This is a genomic window from Arthrobacter sp. K41 (assembly GCF_059089645.1).
On the sequence record NZ_JBNHEW010000002.1, the window covers coordinates 293,187 to 309,290 of the forward strand.

The following is a 16,104-nucleotide window of genomic DNA, read 5'->3' on the forward strand; positions in this document are numbered from 1 at the left end:
ATCCTGCTTTTCTGAAAACCGAACCCTTTCCAAAGGAAGACTTTAAATGGCACAGAAAGTAAACATCATCCTCGTTGATGATTTGGATGGGGGATCCGCAGACGAGAATGTTAAGTTTGGCCTTGACGGGGTCAACTACGAGATTGACCTTTCGGCAGCCAATGCCGCTGAACTCCGTTCCTCACTGGAACGTTTTATCAACGCTTCACGCAAGGCTTCCGGCGGCAGCAGCGGCCGGACTGCCCGCAGCAAAGCACCGAGTGGCGGCCGCAGCCACGATTCAGCGCAGATTCGCCAATGGGCGAGGGAAAACGGCTACACCGTTAACAGCCGCGGCCGAATTCAGGCCGAAATCCAGGAAGCCTACCAAAAGGCCAATTCCTAGTTTCAGCCAGAGCCGGCCTATAAGCCCTGCTTCCCGCTTTGGGAGGCAGGGCTTCTTTGGTTTCCCGCGCCGAAAGAGCCCGTCACGCCGCATTTACTCCCACAGGCCGGCGGCATCGGCGTGCAGGGCTGCATATAGGGCGCAGGACGTTGCAGGAGGCGAACCCGCGCTGGGAGGCACCGGTGTCCAAAGGCCCGGAGCGGGTCGCCGCATCGGGCCCGGAATAAGGCTTGTTTCACCGTACTTTTTCGGGTTCCCCCCGGCTACCGGCGGTGCCTGGCGGGACCGGCTGCCGGTATTCCCGGTCCACCCCGGTTTCCCCCGTGGCGAACACGCTCCACAAGTATGGGCGGGCCACGTAGCATCAAAGTACGTCGTAGCTAGGAGTGTGGCGAAATGTTTGAGCGATTTACGGACCGTGCCCGTCGCGTAGTTGTGCTTGCCCAAGAAGAGGCACGCATGCTGAACCACAATTACATCGGTACCGAACACATCCTCTTGGGTCTTATCCATGAGGGTGAGGGCGTTGCCGCCAAAGCTCTTGAGTCCTTGAGCATTTCGCTCGACGGCGTTCGCGAGCAGGTGCAGGAGATTATTGGGCAGGGCCAGCAGGCGCCGTCCGGCCACATCCCCTTCACCCCCCGTGCCAAGAAGGTGCTGGAGCTCTCGCTGCGCGAGGCCCTCCAGCTGGGCCACAACTACATCGGCACGGAGCACATCCTGCTGGGACTCATCCGCGAGGGCGAGGGTGTTGCCGCCCAGGTGCTGGTCAAGCTCGGCGCCGACCTCAACCGGGTCCGTCAGCAGGTCATCCAGCTCCTGTCGGGCTACCAGGGCAAGGAAACCACCGGCGCAGGCGTCGGCTCGGGCCAGCCTGAAGGCACGCCGGCAGGATCAGTTGTACTGGACCAGTTCGGGCGCAACCTGACCCAGGCTGCCCGCGAGAACAAGCTGGACCCGGTGATCGGGCGCGAGCAGGAGATGGAACGCGTTATGCAGGTCCTCTCCCGCCGCACCAAGAACAACCCGGTGCTGATCGGTGAGCCCGGCGTCGGCAAGACCGCCGTCGTCGAAGGCCTTGCCCAGGCGATTGTCCGCGGCGATGTTCCGGAGACCATCCGGGACAAGCAGCTCTACACCCTGGACCTCGGGTCCCTGGTGGCCGGTTCCCGCTACCGTGGTGACTTCGAAGAGCGACTGAAGAAGGTCCTCAAGGAAATCCGCACTCGCGGCGACATCATCCTCTTCATCGACGAGATCCATACCCTTGTGGGTGCCGGTGCCGCCGAAGGTGCAATCGATGCTGCGTCCATCCTGAAGCCCATGCTGGCCCGAGGGGAACTGCAGACCATCGGTGCCACCACGCTTGACGAGTACCGCAAGCACATCGAAAAGGACGCCGCGCTGGAGCGCCGCTTCCAGCCGATCCAGGTCAAGGAGCCTTCAGTTGCGCATGCGATTGAGATCCTGAAGGGCCTGCGTGACCGCTACGAGGCGCACCACCGCGTAACCATCACCGACGGCGCCCTCGCCTCGGCTGCAAGCCTCGCCGAGCGCTACATCTCTGACCGCTTCCTGCCGGACAAGGCGATCGACCTGATCGACGAAGCCGGCGCACGGCTGCGCATCCGCCGCATGACCGCTCCGCCGGAGCTCAAGGCCATGGACGAGCGCATCGCCAAGCTGAAGATGGAAAAGGAGTCCGCAATTGACGCGCAGGACTTCGAAGGTGCAGCCGCGCTCCGTGACAAAGAGCAGAAGATGATCACCGAGCGCTCCGAAAAGGAACGCCACTGGAAGTCCGGCGGCATGGACGACATCTCTGAGGTGGATGAGGATCTCATCGCCGAGGTGCTGGCCAACTCCACGGGCATCCCCGTGTTCAAGCTGACCGAGGAAGAGTCCTCGCGCCTGCTGAAGATGGAAGAGGAACTGCACAAGCGGGTCGTGGGCCAGAACGAGGCAATCAAGGCACTGTCCCAGGCAATCCGCCGTACCCGTGCGGGGCTCAAGGATCCCAAGCGTCCGGGCGGTTCGTTCATCTTCGCCGGCCCCACCGGCGTCGGCAAGACCGAACTGGCCAAGGCACTTGCGGAGTTCCTGTTCGGTGAAGAGGACGCCCTCATCACCCTGGACATGTCCGAGTACTCCGAGAAGCACACCGTCTCCCGGCTCTTCGGTGCACCTCCGGGCTACGTCGGCTACGAGGAAGGCGGCCAGCTGACCGAAAAGGTCCGGCGTCGACCGTTCTCCGTAGTCCTGTTCGACGAAGTGGAAAAGGCCCACGCAGACCTCTTCAACTCGCTGCTGCAGATCCTGGAAGACGGCCGCCTGACCGACTCCCAGGGCCGCGTGGTGGACTTCAAGAACACCGTGATCATCATGACCACCAACCTGGGTACCCGGGACATCTCCAAGAGCGTTGCCACCGGCTTCCAGTCCGGCACCGACACGCAGACCGGCTACAATCGCATGCGTGCCCGTGTCACCGAGGAGCTCAAGCAGCACTTCCGCCCGGAGTTCCTGAACCGTGTGGATGACGTTGTGGTGTTCCCGCAGCTCACCCAGGACGAGATCATCGAGATCGTGGACATGTTCGTCACCCGCCTGGAGAAGCGCCTCAAGGACAAGGACATGGGCATCGAGCTCACGCCCAAGGCCAAGGTTCTCCTGGCAACCCGCGGCTACGATCCCGCCATGGGTGCACGGCCGCTGCGCCGCACCATCCAGCGCGAGATCGAGGATCAGCTCTCCGAGAAGATCCTGTTCGGCGAAATCCACGCCGGCGACATCGTCGTAGTGGATGTGGAAGGCGACGGCGACGACGCCAAGTTCACGTTCGCCGGCAATGCCAAGCCGCGCATCCCGGAAATCGCCCCGAGCGTCTAAACACCAAAGCAAAGGCCCCGCCCGCTCCCCGAGCAGGCGGGGCTTTCGCTTGCCCCCGTCCCGTCAAAGCGTTGGCGTCCGGCGGTTACCTTTGCTTACGAGGCTGCAGTGTTTCGGTCCGGTGCCGGCCATCAGAGATTTCCCGGCGCCTGCTCGTTCCTCGCTTTGACGGCGCCTACATAAATCCCTGATGCCCGGCACCTCGTGCATTTGCCGCCTTAAGCGAAGCGAGGGTGCCGGGGTCATTTGTGTAGCTTGCGTCAAAGCGACGAAGGAGCAGCAAGCGGCAAATGGCGCCGGGGCCGGAGCGCCCCAGCCGCGGCCGCCCAGTGCCCCGCAGCAGCGTTTGCGCTTGGCATCGATGAGGGGCATGGTGAGCGTCGCCGTTGGGTCTTTTGTGATGTGGGGCACAGTGGGGTTGAATCGGGGCATGGCTACTGAGAATCCGGCGATCCCGGACGAGCAACCTTTGACCCCTTTTCATGATCTTGACCATTACCTGTCCATCCCGCGGGTGAGTGGTCTGGCAGTGAGCCCCGACGGCCGCCGGCTGGTTACCACCGTGGCCACCCTGAACGCCAAGGGAACCGAATTCGGCACGGCCCTGTGGGAGCTTGACCCGGCAGGGCAGAAGCATGCCCGCCGCATAACGCGCAGCGCCAAGGGTGAGGCTGGAGCGGCGTTTGCTGCCAACGGCGATGTGTACTTCACCTCTGCCCGGCCCGATCCTGACAGCCCCGAGGGTGGTGACCCCGTCAACGCCCTCTGGCTCCTTCCCGCCGATGGCGGCGAGGCAAGGGTGGTCCTGAACCGGCCCGGCGGCGTCGCTGCCGTGATGACAGCCAAAGCCGCGGACGCCACCTTTGTCGTAGCGGAGGTCCTGGCGGGATCCGCCGATGAAGACGACGACGCCGAGCGGCGAAAGGCACGCAAGGACAACAAAGTCTCCGCCATACTCCACAGCGGATATCCGGTCCGGTTCTGGGATGCGGACCTTGGGCCCGGCCAGCCGAGGATCTTCGCTGTCGAGCCCGGAAAAGAGAAGGATCCCGGTAAACCCGCCACCCTGGACGCCACGGCTCCGCTGGTTCTCCGGAACCTCACCCCTGATGCAGGTGCCAGGCTGCGCGAGGCGGAAACAGTCGTCAGCCCCGATGGCCGGACCATTTATGCCAGCTACACCAAGCCGCTGGCCAAGGCGGACAGCCGCTCCGTCCTGCTGGCCATTGACACAGCCTCCGGCAATACCAGGGTGCTCCTGGACCGCGAGGGCATGAGCTACTTCCCCGGCCCGGTCAGTCCGGACGGCCGGACCTTGGTGGTGCTGAGCGAGAGTGACACCACCCCGCACGAGGCGCCCCAGGTGAAACTGCACCTTTTGGATGTCAGCGATAACGCCGCGGACGGAGTGAAGCTCCTGACACCCCTGGCGCACGACTGGGACCGGTGGGCCAAGCCGGCAGCCTGGCTGCCGGACGGGTCCGCCCTCCTGGTCACCGCGGACGACGACGGCGCGTCGCCCGTCTTCCGGATCAGCGTCCCGGCGTCTGCGGCTGAAGTGAGCGTCACCCGGGTGACGCAGGACGCGGCGGCGTACACCGACGTCGTGGTTTCACCGGAGGGGCGCAGTGCTTATGCCCTCCGCAGTTCCTATGAGTTCCCGCCGGAGGCTGTGCGCATCGACCTGCAAACCGGGGAGACCACCAGGTTGCCGGCACCGGCGGAGCGGCCTTCCCATCCTGGGAAGCTGGAACGGATTGCGGCGACGGCGGCGGACGGCTCACGCGTCCCGGCATACCTCGCGCTGCCGGATGGCGCGTCCGCGGAAGCCCCGGCGCCGATGCTCCTCTGGATCCACGGCGGACCGCTGGGATCCTGGAACGCCTGGACCTGGCGCTGGAACCCGTGGCTGCTCACGGCGAAAGGGTATGCCGTATTGTTGCCCGACCCCGCTCTCTCCACCGGGTACGGCCAGCACTACATCCAGCGGGGCTGGGGCGAATGGGGTAAGAGCCCGTATACCGACCTTATGACCGTGACCGATGCCGCCGTCGAACGCCCTGACATCGACGCCGAGCGCACTGCGGCAATGGGCGGCTCGTTTGGTGGCTACATGGCCAACTGGGTTGCCGGGCAAACCGACCGGTTCAAAGCCATCGTCACCCATGCGAGCCTCTGGGCGCTGGACCAGTTTGGCCCCACCACGGACGCGTCGCAGTACTGGTTGAAGGAAATGACTGAGGAGATGGCGCTGGAGAACTCCCCGCACCTTCACGTCGAAAAAATCAGCACACCGATGCTGGTGATCCATGGGGACAAGGACTACCGCGTACCCATCGGGGAAGGCCTGCGCCTTTGGTACGAGCTGCTGTCCAGGTCACAGCTCGCGGCTGACCAGGACGGCCGGACCCCGCATCGGTTCCTGTACTTCCCGGACGAGAACCACTGGGTGCTTCAGCCGCAGCACGCAAAGGTCTGGTACGGCATCGTGGAGAGCTTCCTGGCCCGGAATGTGCTGGACCAGGACCTTCCGGTGCCTCCTGAGCTGGGGTTGTAGCACCTCACCTCCGGCTCGAAGGCTGGGACATTTCCCTGCAGACCAATGGGTGCACAGGTCCATTCAGGAGGCTAAGCACGAGGCGAAGGGGCTGGGGCATTTACGTAGCGTGCGTCTAAGCGAGGAACGAGCGAGCACGCGGTAAATGTCGCAGTCCCCAAACCGGAAGCCCTCGCCTCGTAGGATTGCTCTGTGACTGACTCCTTCCATATCCGCCCTGCACGCACCGGTGATGTTTCCGCTATCAAGAAACTTGTGGCGCCGCTGGCAGAGCAGCGGATCCTGATGGCCAAGGAGACGGTGGCCTACTACGAGAGCCTGCAGGAGTTCCGGATTGCCGAGTCCTCGGACGGCGAAGTCATTGGCTGCGGCGCGCTCCACGTAATGTGGGAGGACCTTGCAGAGGTGCGGACCCTTGCCGCTTCGGCGGACTGGCGGGGAAAAGGCATAGGGCATGTCCTGGTGGAGAGCCTGCTTGAGGAGGCGCGCGCCCTGGGGGTCGCCCGCGTTTTCTGCCTTACCTTCGAGGTGGAATTCTTCAAGCGCCACGGCTTCGAAGTAATGGCCGACCAATCGGTAGTGGATCCGGTGGTGTATTCGGAATTGCTCCGGTCCCATGATGAAGGCGTGGCGGAATTCCTCGACTTGGCCAGGGTCAAGCCAAATACCTTGGGAAACACCCGCATGATCAAATTCCTGTAACCACCCGTTTCTTCCCAATGCCTAACAAAATAGCCCTGACCTGCGCTTTCTTTTACTCGAATCAATGGATAAACTGTTGAGGGCAGGGACGGGGGCCCAAGGAAAGGGACAGTCATTGGGGGCTGTCCCTTTTCTCCGCTCGACAGCACGGGAACCCTACCGCCTCCCCATACGCCGGTAGTAGGGTCGGGAATGTCATCCTCCAGGAGCACACCAGGAGCACACCCGTGAAAAAGCTCATCAACGATCCAAAATCGGTAGTTGACGAATCGGTGCAGGGCTTTGGCCTGGCGCATTCAGATCTCGTTACCGTCAGTGCCGATCCCACCTACATCACGCGCAAGGACGCACCGGTTGGTGGGAAAGTAGGCCTCGTCTCGGGCGGCGGCAGCGGCCATGAGCCGCTCCATGCCGGCTTTGTGGGGCGCGGCATGCTGGACGCCGCCGTGCCCGGCGCGGTGTTCACCTCGCCCACACCTGACCAGATCCTCCCTGCGACCCTCGCGGTAAACTCGGGCGCCGGCGTCGTGCACATCGTGAAGAACTACACCGGCGACGTCCTGAACTTCGAGACGGCAGCAGAACTTGCCGAAGCGGAAGGCGTTAACGTCCGCACCGTCCTGGTCAATGATGACGTCGCCGTGGAGGACTCGCTGTACACGGCAGGCCGTCGGGGAGTGGGCGGGACAGTGCTTGTGGAAAAGATCGCCGGAGCTGCTGCCGAGCGCGGTGACGGACTAGAAGCTGTTGCCGCCATAGGTGAACGGGTCAACAGCAACGTCCGCACCATGGGTGTCGCGCTGACCGCGTGCACCGTACCGCACGCGGGTTCGCCCAGCTTCGATCTGGCCGAGGATGAAATTGAGATCGGTATTGGGATCCATGGCGAGCCGGGCAGGCACCGGATCGCGATGGAAAACGCAGACGGCATCACTGACCGGCTGCTCGAACCTGTACTGACCGACCTGGGAATCGCGCCGGGGGACAAGGTGCTGCTGTTCGTGAACGGAATGGGCGGCACACCCCTGAGCGAGCTTTACATCGTCTACCGCAGGGCTGCGCAGGTGCTCGAAGACAGGGGAGCCGCCGTCGAGCGCTCCCTCGTAGGTAATTACATCACCGCCCTGGAGATGCAGGGCTGCTCCATCTCGGTCCTGCGGCTGGATGATGAACTCACCGAATTGTGGGACGCGCCGGTGCACACGGCGGCCCTGCGCTGGGGCGTGTGACTGTGGTCCTGGATGTGGTGTGGACGGTCAAATGGCTGACCCTGTGCGCGCAGGCAATGGCGGAGCACAGGGTGGAGCTGATCGAGCTGGACCGCGCCATTGGGGATTCCGATCACGGCGAAAACATGGACCGCGGGTTTCAGGCTGTTTTGGATAAACTGTCCGACTCCCCTCCGGAAACCCCCGGAGCCGCGCTGAAGCTGACCGCCATGACCTTGATGTCAAAGGTGGGCGGCGCGGCCGGCCCGCTGTATGGGACGGCGTTCCTTCGCGCGGCCACTTCCCTGGGGGACGCGGCGGAAATTGCTCCTGCCGCCTGGGCCGGTGCCCTTACCGCTGCGCGGGACGGGATAGTGGCACGGGGAAAGGCGGAGCCGGGGGACAAGACCATGGTGGATGCCTGGACTCCTGCAGCGGAGGCAGCAAGCCAGGCAGCCGCCGGCAGCAGCCCGGATGCACTGACCGTCCTGGTGGCTGCGGCGGAGGCCGCTGAAGCCGGAGCGGTGGCTACCGATCCACTGGTTGCCCGCAAGGGACGCGCCAGCTACCTCGGGGAGCGGAGCGCCGGGCACCGCGACCCCGGCGCCGCTTCCAGTGCCCTGATCCTCCGTGCCGCCGTGCAGGCGGCCGCGTGACCGTCAGCATTGTGGTGGTCTCCCATAGTGGAAAGATCGCCGACGGCGCTGTGGAGCTCGCCGCGCAGATGGCGCCTGACGTCGTGCTGCTGGCAGCGGGCGGCACCATGGACGGCAGGATCGGCACCAGCCTGGAAAAGGTTCTTGCCGCGCTGGACAAGGTGGCCGGGGGTGATGGTGCGGTCATCATGACCGACCTGGGCTCGGCCGTGATGACAGCCGAGTCTGCGTTGGAATTTGCGGAAGACGCCTCAAAGATGGTGTTGGCGGACGCGCCCCTGGTGGAGGGGCTGGTGGCAGCTGCAGTCGCCGCCCAGGGTGGCGGCGACCTCCAAACGGTTAAGAGGGCGGCTGAAGCCGTCCGCGGCCCTGCCCTGCAGTCCGAAACACCGGCATCGCCTGGCAGGAATGGTTCTGCCACCGGTCCCGCCCCGGATTACACCGGAGATTTTGAGCTGGTAAACCAGGCCGGCATGCATGCGCGCCCAGCCGCGAAAATCGCCGGCGGGCTTTCAGCGCTCGATGCGGAAGTCCAGGTCAATGGCGTTGACGGCGCGTCCATGACAGCCCTCATGACGCTGGCCGCCGGCAAGGGTTCAGTGCTGCACGTCCAAGCGTGGGGAACGGACGCGGAACGTGCAGTCAACTACGTCGGCGGGCTGGTGCAGGCCGGCTTCGGGGAACCATAGGACGGCAGGGTCCAACCTGGATGATGCCCGGGCGGTGTGTTAGCGGCACCGCAAAGCGCTCCTGCGCATATGCTCGATGCCATGGAACGGCTGTGCCTCGAAGACAATTCCCCGGATATTGAAGTGCTGGAGGGGCAGACGTCCGTTGAAGAACTCCTTGTTGAGCTGGGTTTCGAGTGGCTGCCGGAATCAGGGGTTGGGGGATGCCCGGACCAGGCTGGTACCGAAGAAAGCTTCAGCCAAGCGGCGCTGTTCTGACCGTCAGGCCTGCTCGTGCAGCCCCTCTGCGTCGAGCAGCAGGGATGCGGTGATGAACCTGCCGCACTGCTTTCCGAAGGGGTAGTCGCCGCGGGGGCGGAAGTCCAGGGTCTTCACGGGTAGGGGTAATCCGTCAGGGGCAGCTGGTGCTGCCGTTACCGACATTGGCGCCTCGGTGAGGGTTTGCAGGAACAGCGTGGCGAACTTCGTGCCATCCGGGGAAGCGGTGGCAGAACAGACACCCTCCGGGGTGCAGCCCTGGTCGATGGAGGCACTGCCCGGGTGGAGCTGCACGTCATCTTCGGTGCAGGTGCCGTCCTGGCAGGCCTGCAGATGCAGCGTTGCCACCCGCGGGGCGTAGTCGGCCGAAACACGCACCGAGACGGCAGTGGCTTGTGCGATGGCCGGGCAGGGGACGGCGCCGGGACCGGGGCCGCAAGCAGAGGCAAGTCCCGCCGTCGTCATCAGAGCCAAAAGCAGCACGCGCTTGCCCATACTTCAGGGTACGGCCGGGCGGGAAAGACCTCTGCCGCCCCCGACTAAGTGGTACAAACATCGTTATCCTTAGGCGGGGAGCCGGTATCCGCCGCCGTGAAGTTCCGCCAAGCCATCCGCGAGCAGTCCCGCCAAAGCCCGCTCCAGCTGCTCCGGAGCGGAATTCAGCCTGTGCAGGGCGCCCAGCGGCACGCCGATTCCCTCGGGCGCAAAACCAAGGTCCGCAGGCTCCCGCTGGAACATCTCCGGCGGCACGGGCGCCTCGGCCTCGCGCAGTACGGCCAGCACGGCGCCGCGCATCTGGCGGTCCGTGCCGTGCCATGCCTGGCCCTTCGGAATGTACGACGGCGGCGGCTCCCCTGCCGCCCGCCACGCACAGGAATTCCGGACCGGGCAGTCGCCGCATTTGGGTGCCCGGGCTGTGCAGACGAGCGCCCCCAGTTCCATCACCGCAGCGTTCCAGCGCACGGACGTGCCGTCGTCGTGCGGCAGGAGCTGGGCGGCGAGCCGCATTTCTGCTGCGGTCAGCGCCGGGGAGGGGAGCGCAACACCGGAAACAAGCCGGGCATGGACCCGCCTGATATTCGTGTCCACCACCGTTTCGCGGCGGCCGTAGGCGAAAGCAGCTACCGCAGCCGCCGTGTAGCTGCCCACCCCGGGCAACGCCAGCAGTTCAGCGTAGTTGTCCGGAACCTGGCCCCCATGGTCCTGCACGATCGCCACTGCTGCCGCATGCAGCCGCAGCGCGCGCCGGGGGTAGCCGAGCCGGCCCCAGGAGCGGACTGCCTCGCCGGCCGGTGCCTCGGCCAGGCCGGCGGGAGTGGGCCACCGCCGCAGCCATTCATTCCAAACGGGCAGCACCCGGACCACCGGGGTCTGCTGCAGCATGATTTCGCTGACAAGCACGCCCCAGGGCGAGCATTCCTGTTTCCGCCAGGGAAGGTCCCGGGCAATTTCTGCAAACCAGTTGTTAATCACGCCGTGCAGGCTGTGCAGTTCCGTCCCGGCGGGAAAGAGTGCGGGCATTGCTGTGGCGGGGGCTGGAGTGTCGATCCCAACACTGTAATTGATCCTGCTCCACCGTTGAAACGGGATGTGACCAGAGCATCGGCAGGGCGGCGGCGTGGTGGGCAGGCAGATCCGCGCCGGTTCTCTAGCCTAGAAGGATGGGCAGGCAAGGCGATTCAGCATCACAGGGCAGGGCGACGGCATCCGGTTCCAGCAGCGTACATAAGGCGAGCCCGGCCGTGTACCGCCGCCGCCGGCTGTTCCTCGGTGCGGCGCTGCTGATGGTGATCGCTCTGGTAGCCGGAGGGTTCACCCTGGCCGGTGCCTTAGGCGGCAAGTCTGAGCAGGCGTCCTCAGCGGACCCAACCGCCGGCGCGACGGCTTCAGCTGACCCCTCAGCGGAACCGTCGCTGTCGCGCTCGGCTTCGGAACCGACGCCCACCCCGACGCCATCAGCCACACCCACCTGCAACCAGAACCTGGTCACGGTCTCCGCGTCCACGGACAAGGCCTCCTACGGGCCCGGGGAAAACCCGATGCTCACCCTCAAGGTGACCAATGGCGGCACCATGCCCTGCGAGGTCAACATCGGGACCTCTCAGATGGAGTATTTGGTGACGAGTGGGCCGGACCGCATCTTCTCGTCCCGCGATTGCCAGGCAAAGAGCGAGGACCTGGTGAAAATCATCGCACCCGGCGCCAGCGAGACCGCCAACTTCCCGTGGTCCCGGAACCGCAGCGTTGAAGGCTGCCAGCCCGTGGAAGCCAAACCAGGAGACGGCGGGGCGTACTACATTTTCACTGCGAAGCTCGGATCCAAAGCCAGCCCCAAGGCGGTTTTCCAGCTGAACTGACGGGTTCTCCGAAGGGCTTGTTACGCGAAGGCTTTAGAGGAAGCGGTCCAGCAGGCTTGCTTCGGCCATCCGGCTGAGGCCTTCCCGTACGGTCCTGGCGCGCTGGTCGCCGATGCCGTCCACTGTCATCAGGTCATCAATCGTGGCTGCCATCAGGAACTGCAGCCCGCCGAAGTGGTCCACGAGGCGGTCCGCCACGGCCTTTGGAACTGCCTTCAACCCCGAAAGAAGCCTGTATCCGCGGGGCTGCACCACGGCGTCAAGGTTCGCCTCGCCCCCCGCGAAGCCGACGATTCCCGAGATCCGGCCGAGGTCGATCAGCTCCGTAGGCCCGAGGTTCACGAGGGCGCTGACGGCTTTTTCGATGTCCTCGGGGGAGGCGTTGGGCGAGGCGTAGTCGCGGATAATGACGTCGCTTCCGGGGCCGCGGCCCACGGTGAGCTCATCGAGCTGAAGTGAAAGGAGACGGCCGTCCTCGCCGAGTTCAAGGACGTACTGGGAGATTTCCTCCGAAATGCGGCGGACCATTTCCTGCCGCTGCAGGGTGACGGCCACGTCCCGGACCGTCACCATCGCTTCGATTTCCAACGCAGAAAGGGAGCTTGTGACCTGGTCCAGGCGCGACCGGTAACGCTCGAGGGTGGCGAGGGCCTGGTTGGCGCGCGCCAGGACTTTCTCCGAGCCCTCCAGGACGTGGCGCAGGCCGTTCACGTAGAGGGCAATGATCTGCATCGACTGGCTGACGGAGATGACGGGAACGCCGGTTTGGATGGCGACGCGCTCGGCGGTGCGGTGGCGGGTGCCGGATTCCTGGGTTTCGATGCTTGAGTCCGGCACAAGCTGGACGGCGGCGCGGAGGATGTTGCCGGCGTCCTTGTCGCAGATAATAGCGCCGTCCATCTTGGCGAGCTCGCGCAGGCGGGTGGGGGAGAAATCAATGCCGATGTCGAAGCCGCCCGAGCAAATGGAGTCGATGGTCCGGTCCGAGCCCAGTACGATCAGTGCGCCGGTCCGGCCGCGGAGGATGCGCTCAAGGCCATCGCGCAGCGGGGTCCCGGGTGCCACCCTGGCAAGAGTTGCCCTCAAAGATTCTTCGGGGCTCCGCGCCATCAGGTGTTTCCCTTCAAAGGTGCGGGTTGCGGCCCGCAGAAATGCCGGCTTTCACGCTTGGCCGGCAGGAACAAAAGTACTCATTTTCCCGCAAGCTCAATGATAGGGGTAAGAAAACCCAACTTCCGCACGGTGATGCCCTAAAGTGCCCCACTGAAGGGTCCGTGGAAGCGTACATTAACGCGCCCGACGGCGGCCGGCCGGGTGAGTACTTTGGCTTCCGCTCCGTTCACTACCCTCAGCAGCTGCAGGAATATCTGCCCGGCCAGGTGGCTTGTCGCTAAGAGACCGACATCGGCCCGGCAGCGGCCGTGCCCGCAGGGCAGCTACACACCGGCGCCCGGCCCACCGGAGTCGTTTGCCGCACGGGCAGCACCGACCAATAGGAGCACCATGGATTTAGCCTCAGGAACAACAGCCCGCACGGAGCGGACGGCGCTGGTAGTGGGGGCCACCGGCATCGCCGGATCAGCTCTTGTGGACAATTTGGCAGGGGAGGGGTGGGCTGTCCTGGCCTTGTCCCGGAAACCCGGAGCAGAGCGACCCGGTGTCCGCTGGCTCTCCGCTGACCTCACCTCGGCGGTGTCATTGGCCGCTGCACTGGGGCCTGAGAACCCCTCGCATGTCTTCTTCACGGCATGGTCGCGGCGTGACACCGAAGAGGAAAACATCACCGTTAACGCCGGTATGGTGCGCGATCTCCTCGCGGCACTCCGAGGCAAGGACGTAGCCCACGTTGCCCTGATGACCGGACTCAAGCACTACCTGGGACCTTTTGAGGCCTATGCGGCCGGGGAAATGGCGGATACGCCCTTCCACGAGGAGGAGCCACGCCTGCCGGTGGCCAACTTCTATTATGCGCAGGAGGATGAGCTCTGGGCCGCCGCTGCTGCGCAAGGTTTCACCTGGTCCGTCCACCGCGCCCACACCGTGATCGGGCACGCGGTGGGCAACGCCATGAATATGGGCCTCACGCTTGCGGCGCAGGCGGCACTTTGCCGGGAAAACGGCGAGCCGTTCGTTTTCCCGGGATCCGAGACGCAGTGGAACGGACTGACTGACATGACGGAGGCGGGCGTGCTTGCGGAGCACATGGTCTGGGCCGCCACCACGCCGAAAGCAGCCAACGAGGCGTTCAATATCGTGAACGGGGATGTCTTCCGCTGGCGCTGGATGTGGCCGAAGCTCGCGGCCTACTTCGGCGTGGCCTGGGAAGGGTTCGAACGGGAACCACGCCCCCTCGAACAAACCATGGCAGGGCGCGGGGACCAGTGGAGGGAACTTGCCGGGCGCCATAACCTGATCGAGCCGGACCTGGACCGCGTCGCGTCCTGGTGGCACACGGACAGCGACCTGGGACGCAATATTGAAGTAGTCACGGACATGGGCAAAAGCCGGGATGCCGGGTTCACCGGGTACCGGCGGACGCTGGAGGCATTCACTGCCCTGTTTGACCGCTACCGGGCTGAGAACCTCATTCCCTGATCGGGTGGGCCGGCCGGGAGCCGGGTGACTGGCGGGTGCGGCGATGGAAGGTACGAACGCCGCCCCCGCCGGTTTGCAGCCCTGCGATAAACTTGAATTTGGCTGTTCGCCAGCCCGTTTCCCCGGCCCCCAGCCGCGCCTGATGAGGCAGTGAACGGGGTTTGCCCAAAACCGCACCGAAAGTAGCACCGTGTCCCAAGATGTCCTCACCCCCGCCCGGATCTCGGAGATTCACAAAGAGGCGGGCCGGCGTCGGACCTTTGCTGTCATTTCCCACCCTGACGCGGGCAAGTCCACGCTCACCGAGGCCCTGGCCCTGCACGCCAAGGTGATCGGCACCGCCGGCGCGTCCAGCGGCAAGGCAAACCGCAAGGAAACAGTCTCGGACTGGATGCAGATGGAAAAGGACCGCGGTATTTCCATCAGTTCCGCGGCGCTCCAGTTCTCCTACCGGGACACCGTCATCAACCTCCTGGACACCCCCGGCCACGCCGACTTCTCGGAGGACACCTACCGGGTGCTCGCCGCCGTCGACTGCGCCGTGATGCTCGTGGACGCCGCGAAGGGCCTGGAAACCCAGACCATGAAGCTGTTCGAAGTCTGCAAGCAGCGGAACCTGCCCATCATCACCGTCATCAACAAGTGGGACCGCCCCGGCCTGGACGCTCTTGCTTTGATGGATGAGATCACCGAGCGAACCGGGTTGCAGCCCATGCCGCTGACCTGGGCAGTAGGCATATCCGGCGACTTCCGCGGCGTTTGGGACCTCCGCAATGACCGCTTCGCCCGTTTCCAGCGCAACAACGCCGGCGCACAGATCGCCATTACCGAGTACTTCACCCCTGAGGAAGCGGCGGAAAGCCAGGGCAGCAACTGGTCCGACGCTGTGGACGAAGCCGGCCTGGTCATCGAATCGAACCTGGAGTTCGACGTCGAAAGCTTCCACGCCGGCAAGACCACCCCCATCCTGTTCAGCTCCGCCGCGCTCAACTTCGGCGTCAAGGAACTGCTGGACGCGCTGGTGGACTTCGCCCCGCCGGCAGCACCGCGGCCGGACGTGGACGGCACGCCGCGTCCGGTGGCCTCCCCGTTCTCCGGCTTCGTCTTCAAGGTCCAGGCCGGCATGAACAAAGCCCACCGCGACCACGTGGCCTTCATCCGCGTCTGCTCCGGCGTCTTCGAGCGCGGCATGGTGGTCACCCAGACCCGCACCGGAAAATCGTTCGCCACCAAATACGCCCAGCAGGTCTTCGGCCGGGAGCGCGAAGTGATCGACGAGGCCTACCCCGGCGACGTCGTGGGCCTGGTCAACGCCTCCTCGCTGCGCGTGGGGGACAGCCTCTACCTTGAGGACGCCGTGGAATACCCGGCCATCCCGTTGTTCGCCCCCGAGCACTTTCAGGTGGCCCGGTCCAAGGACCCCAGCAAGTTCAAGCAGTTCCGCCGCGGCATCGAACAGCTCGAGCACGAGGGCGTTATCCAGCTGCTCCGCTCCGACGTCCGGGGGGACCAGGCGCCGGTGCTTGCCGCCGTCGGACCCATGCAGTTCGAAGTGGTGGAGGACCGGATGGCGCACGACTTCAGTGCCCCCATGCGGCTGGAACGCCTGCCCTACTCTTTGGCCAGGATCACGACGGCGGACGCCATGCCCGCGCTCGCCAACGTACCGGGCGCCGAGGTGCTCTTGCGGTCCGACGGCGAGTACCTCGCCCTGTTCAACGACGTCTGGGCCCTTCGCAGGATCGAAAAAAACCACCCGGACCTGACCCTCGTGCCCATCGGCACCCACAACCCCGCAAAGTAGGAAC

Annotated in this window: 14 protein-coding genes; 11 read left to right on the forward strand and 3 right to left on the reverse strand. The window is 64.8% G+C overall.

Translation table 11 applies throughout. The features are described from left to right. Positions 1-46: 46 nt before the first annotated feature. From AC5RTE_RS05665 to AC5RTE_RS05700, 8 genes are all read left to right on the forward strand, one after another. On the forward strand, positions 47-385 hold the full coding sequence (locus AC5RTE_RS05665; protein WP_494040427.1) for a histone-like nucleoid-structuring protein Lsr2: 339 nt from the start codon (positions 47-49) through the stop codon (positions 383-385). A 396-nt stretch (positions 386-781) separates the two neighbouring features. Next, the gene (locus AC5RTE_RS05670) at positions 782-3,274 is read left to right on the forward strand and encodes an ATP-dependent Clp protease ATP-binding subunit (RefSeq protein ID WP_494040428.1); all 2,493 of its coding nucleotides are present in this window, start codon (positions 782-784) and stop codon (positions 3,272-3,274) included. A gap of 430 nt (positions 3,275-3,704) precedes the next feature. After that, the gene (locus tag AC5RTE_RS05675; RefSeq protein WP_494040429.1) at positions 3,705-5,831 is read left to right on the forward strand and encodes a S9 family peptidase; all 2,127 of its coding nucleotides are present in this window, start codon (positions 3,705-3,707) and stop codon (positions 5,829-5,831) included. Between the two features lie 192 nt (positions 5,832-6,023). After that, positions 6,024-6,533 carry an amino-acid N-acetyltransferase gene (locus tag AC5RTE_RS05680; RefSeq protein ID WP_494040430.1) on the forward strand — a complete coding sequence of 170 codons (510 nt, stop codon included), beginning with the start codon at positions 6,024-6,026 and terminating at the stop codon, positions 6,531-6,533. A gap of 227 nt (positions 6,534-6,760) precedes the next feature. Beyond that, a complete protein-coding gene (dhaK, locus tag AC5RTE_RS05685; RefSeq protein WP_494040431.1) occupies positions 6,761-7,762 on the forward strand; it encodes a dihydroxyacetone kinase subunit DhaK in 1,002 nt (333 codons plus the stop codon). 2 nt (positions 7,763-7,764) lie between these two features. Then, positions 7,765-8,397, forward strand: a complete 633-nt coding sequence (gene dhaL / locus AC5RTE_RS05690) for a dihydroxyacetone kinase subunit DhaL (RefSeq protein WP_494040780.1) — start codon at positions 7,765-7,767, stop codon at positions 8,395-8,397. Next, positions 8,394-9,086, forward strand: coding sequence for a dihydroxyacetone kinase phosphoryl donor subunit DhaM (gene dhaM, locus AC5RTE_RS05695; protein ID WP_494040432.1), 693 nt, complete (start codon positions 8,394-8,396; stop codon positions 9,084-9,086). The genes dhaL and dhaM overlap by 4 nt, the downstream gene beginning before the upstream one ends. 81 nt (positions 9,087-9,167) lie before the next feature. Next, positions 9,168-9,344 (forward strand): hypothetical protein, encoded by a 177-nt coding sequence (locus AC5RTE_RS05700; RefSeq protein ID WP_494040433.1) that lies wholly within the window; start codon positions 9,168-9,170, stop codon positions 9,342-9,344. Positions 9,345-9,347: 3 nt separating this feature from the next. Here the strand turns inward: AC5RTE_RS05700 and AC5RTE_RS05705 are convergent, their stop codons facing one another. Both AC5RTE_RS05705 and AC5RTE_RS05710 read right to left on the reverse strand, forming a co-directional pair. Further along, positions 9,348-9,839 (reverse strand): hypothetical protein, encoded by a 492-nt coding sequence (locus AC5RTE_RS05705; protein WP_494040434.1) that lies wholly within the window; start codon positions 9,837-9,839, stop codon positions 9,348-9,350. Positions 9,840-9,908: 69 nt separating this feature from the next. Beyond that, positions 9,909-10,865 (reverse strand): HhH-GPD family protein, encoded by a 957-nt coding sequence (locus AC5RTE_RS05710; RefSeq protein WP_494040435.1) that lies wholly within the window; start codon positions 10,863-10,865, stop codon positions 9,909-9,911. A gap of 140 nt (positions 10,866-11,005) precedes the next feature. On the opposite strand from AC5RTE_RS05710, the gene AC5RTE_RS05715 reads away from it, so the two are divergent. Beyond that, positions 11,006-11,701, forward strand: coding sequence for a hypothetical protein (locus AC5RTE_RS05715; protein WP_494040436.1), 696 nt, complete (start codon positions 11,006-11,008; stop codon positions 11,699-11,701). 33 nt (positions 11,702-11,734) lie between these two features. On the opposite strand, the gene disA is transcribed toward AC5RTE_RS05715, so the two are convergent. Beyond that, entirely contained in the window at positions 11,735-12,811 is a 1,077-nt protein-coding gene (disA, locus tag AC5RTE_RS05720; RefSeq protein WP_494040437.1) for a DNA integrity scanning diadenylate cyclase DisA, read from the reverse strand. Positions 12,812-13,204: 393 nt separating this feature from the next. Here disA and AC5RTE_RS05725 point away from each other — a divergent pair, with 393 nt between their 5' ends. Further along, on the forward strand, positions 13,205-14,296 hold the full coding sequence (locus AC5RTE_RS05725; RefSeq protein WP_494040438.1) for an SDR family oxidoreductase: 1,092 nt from the start codon (positions 13,205-13,207) through the stop codon (positions 14,294-14,296). A 190-nt stretch (positions 14,297-14,486) separates the two neighbouring features. Next, positions 14,487-16,100, forward strand: a complete 1,614-nt coding sequence (locus AC5RTE_RS05730; RefSeq protein WP_494040439.1) for a peptide chain release factor 3 — start codon at positions 14,487-14,489, stop codon at positions 16,098-16,100. Positions 16,101-16,104: the final 4 nt, after the last annotated feature.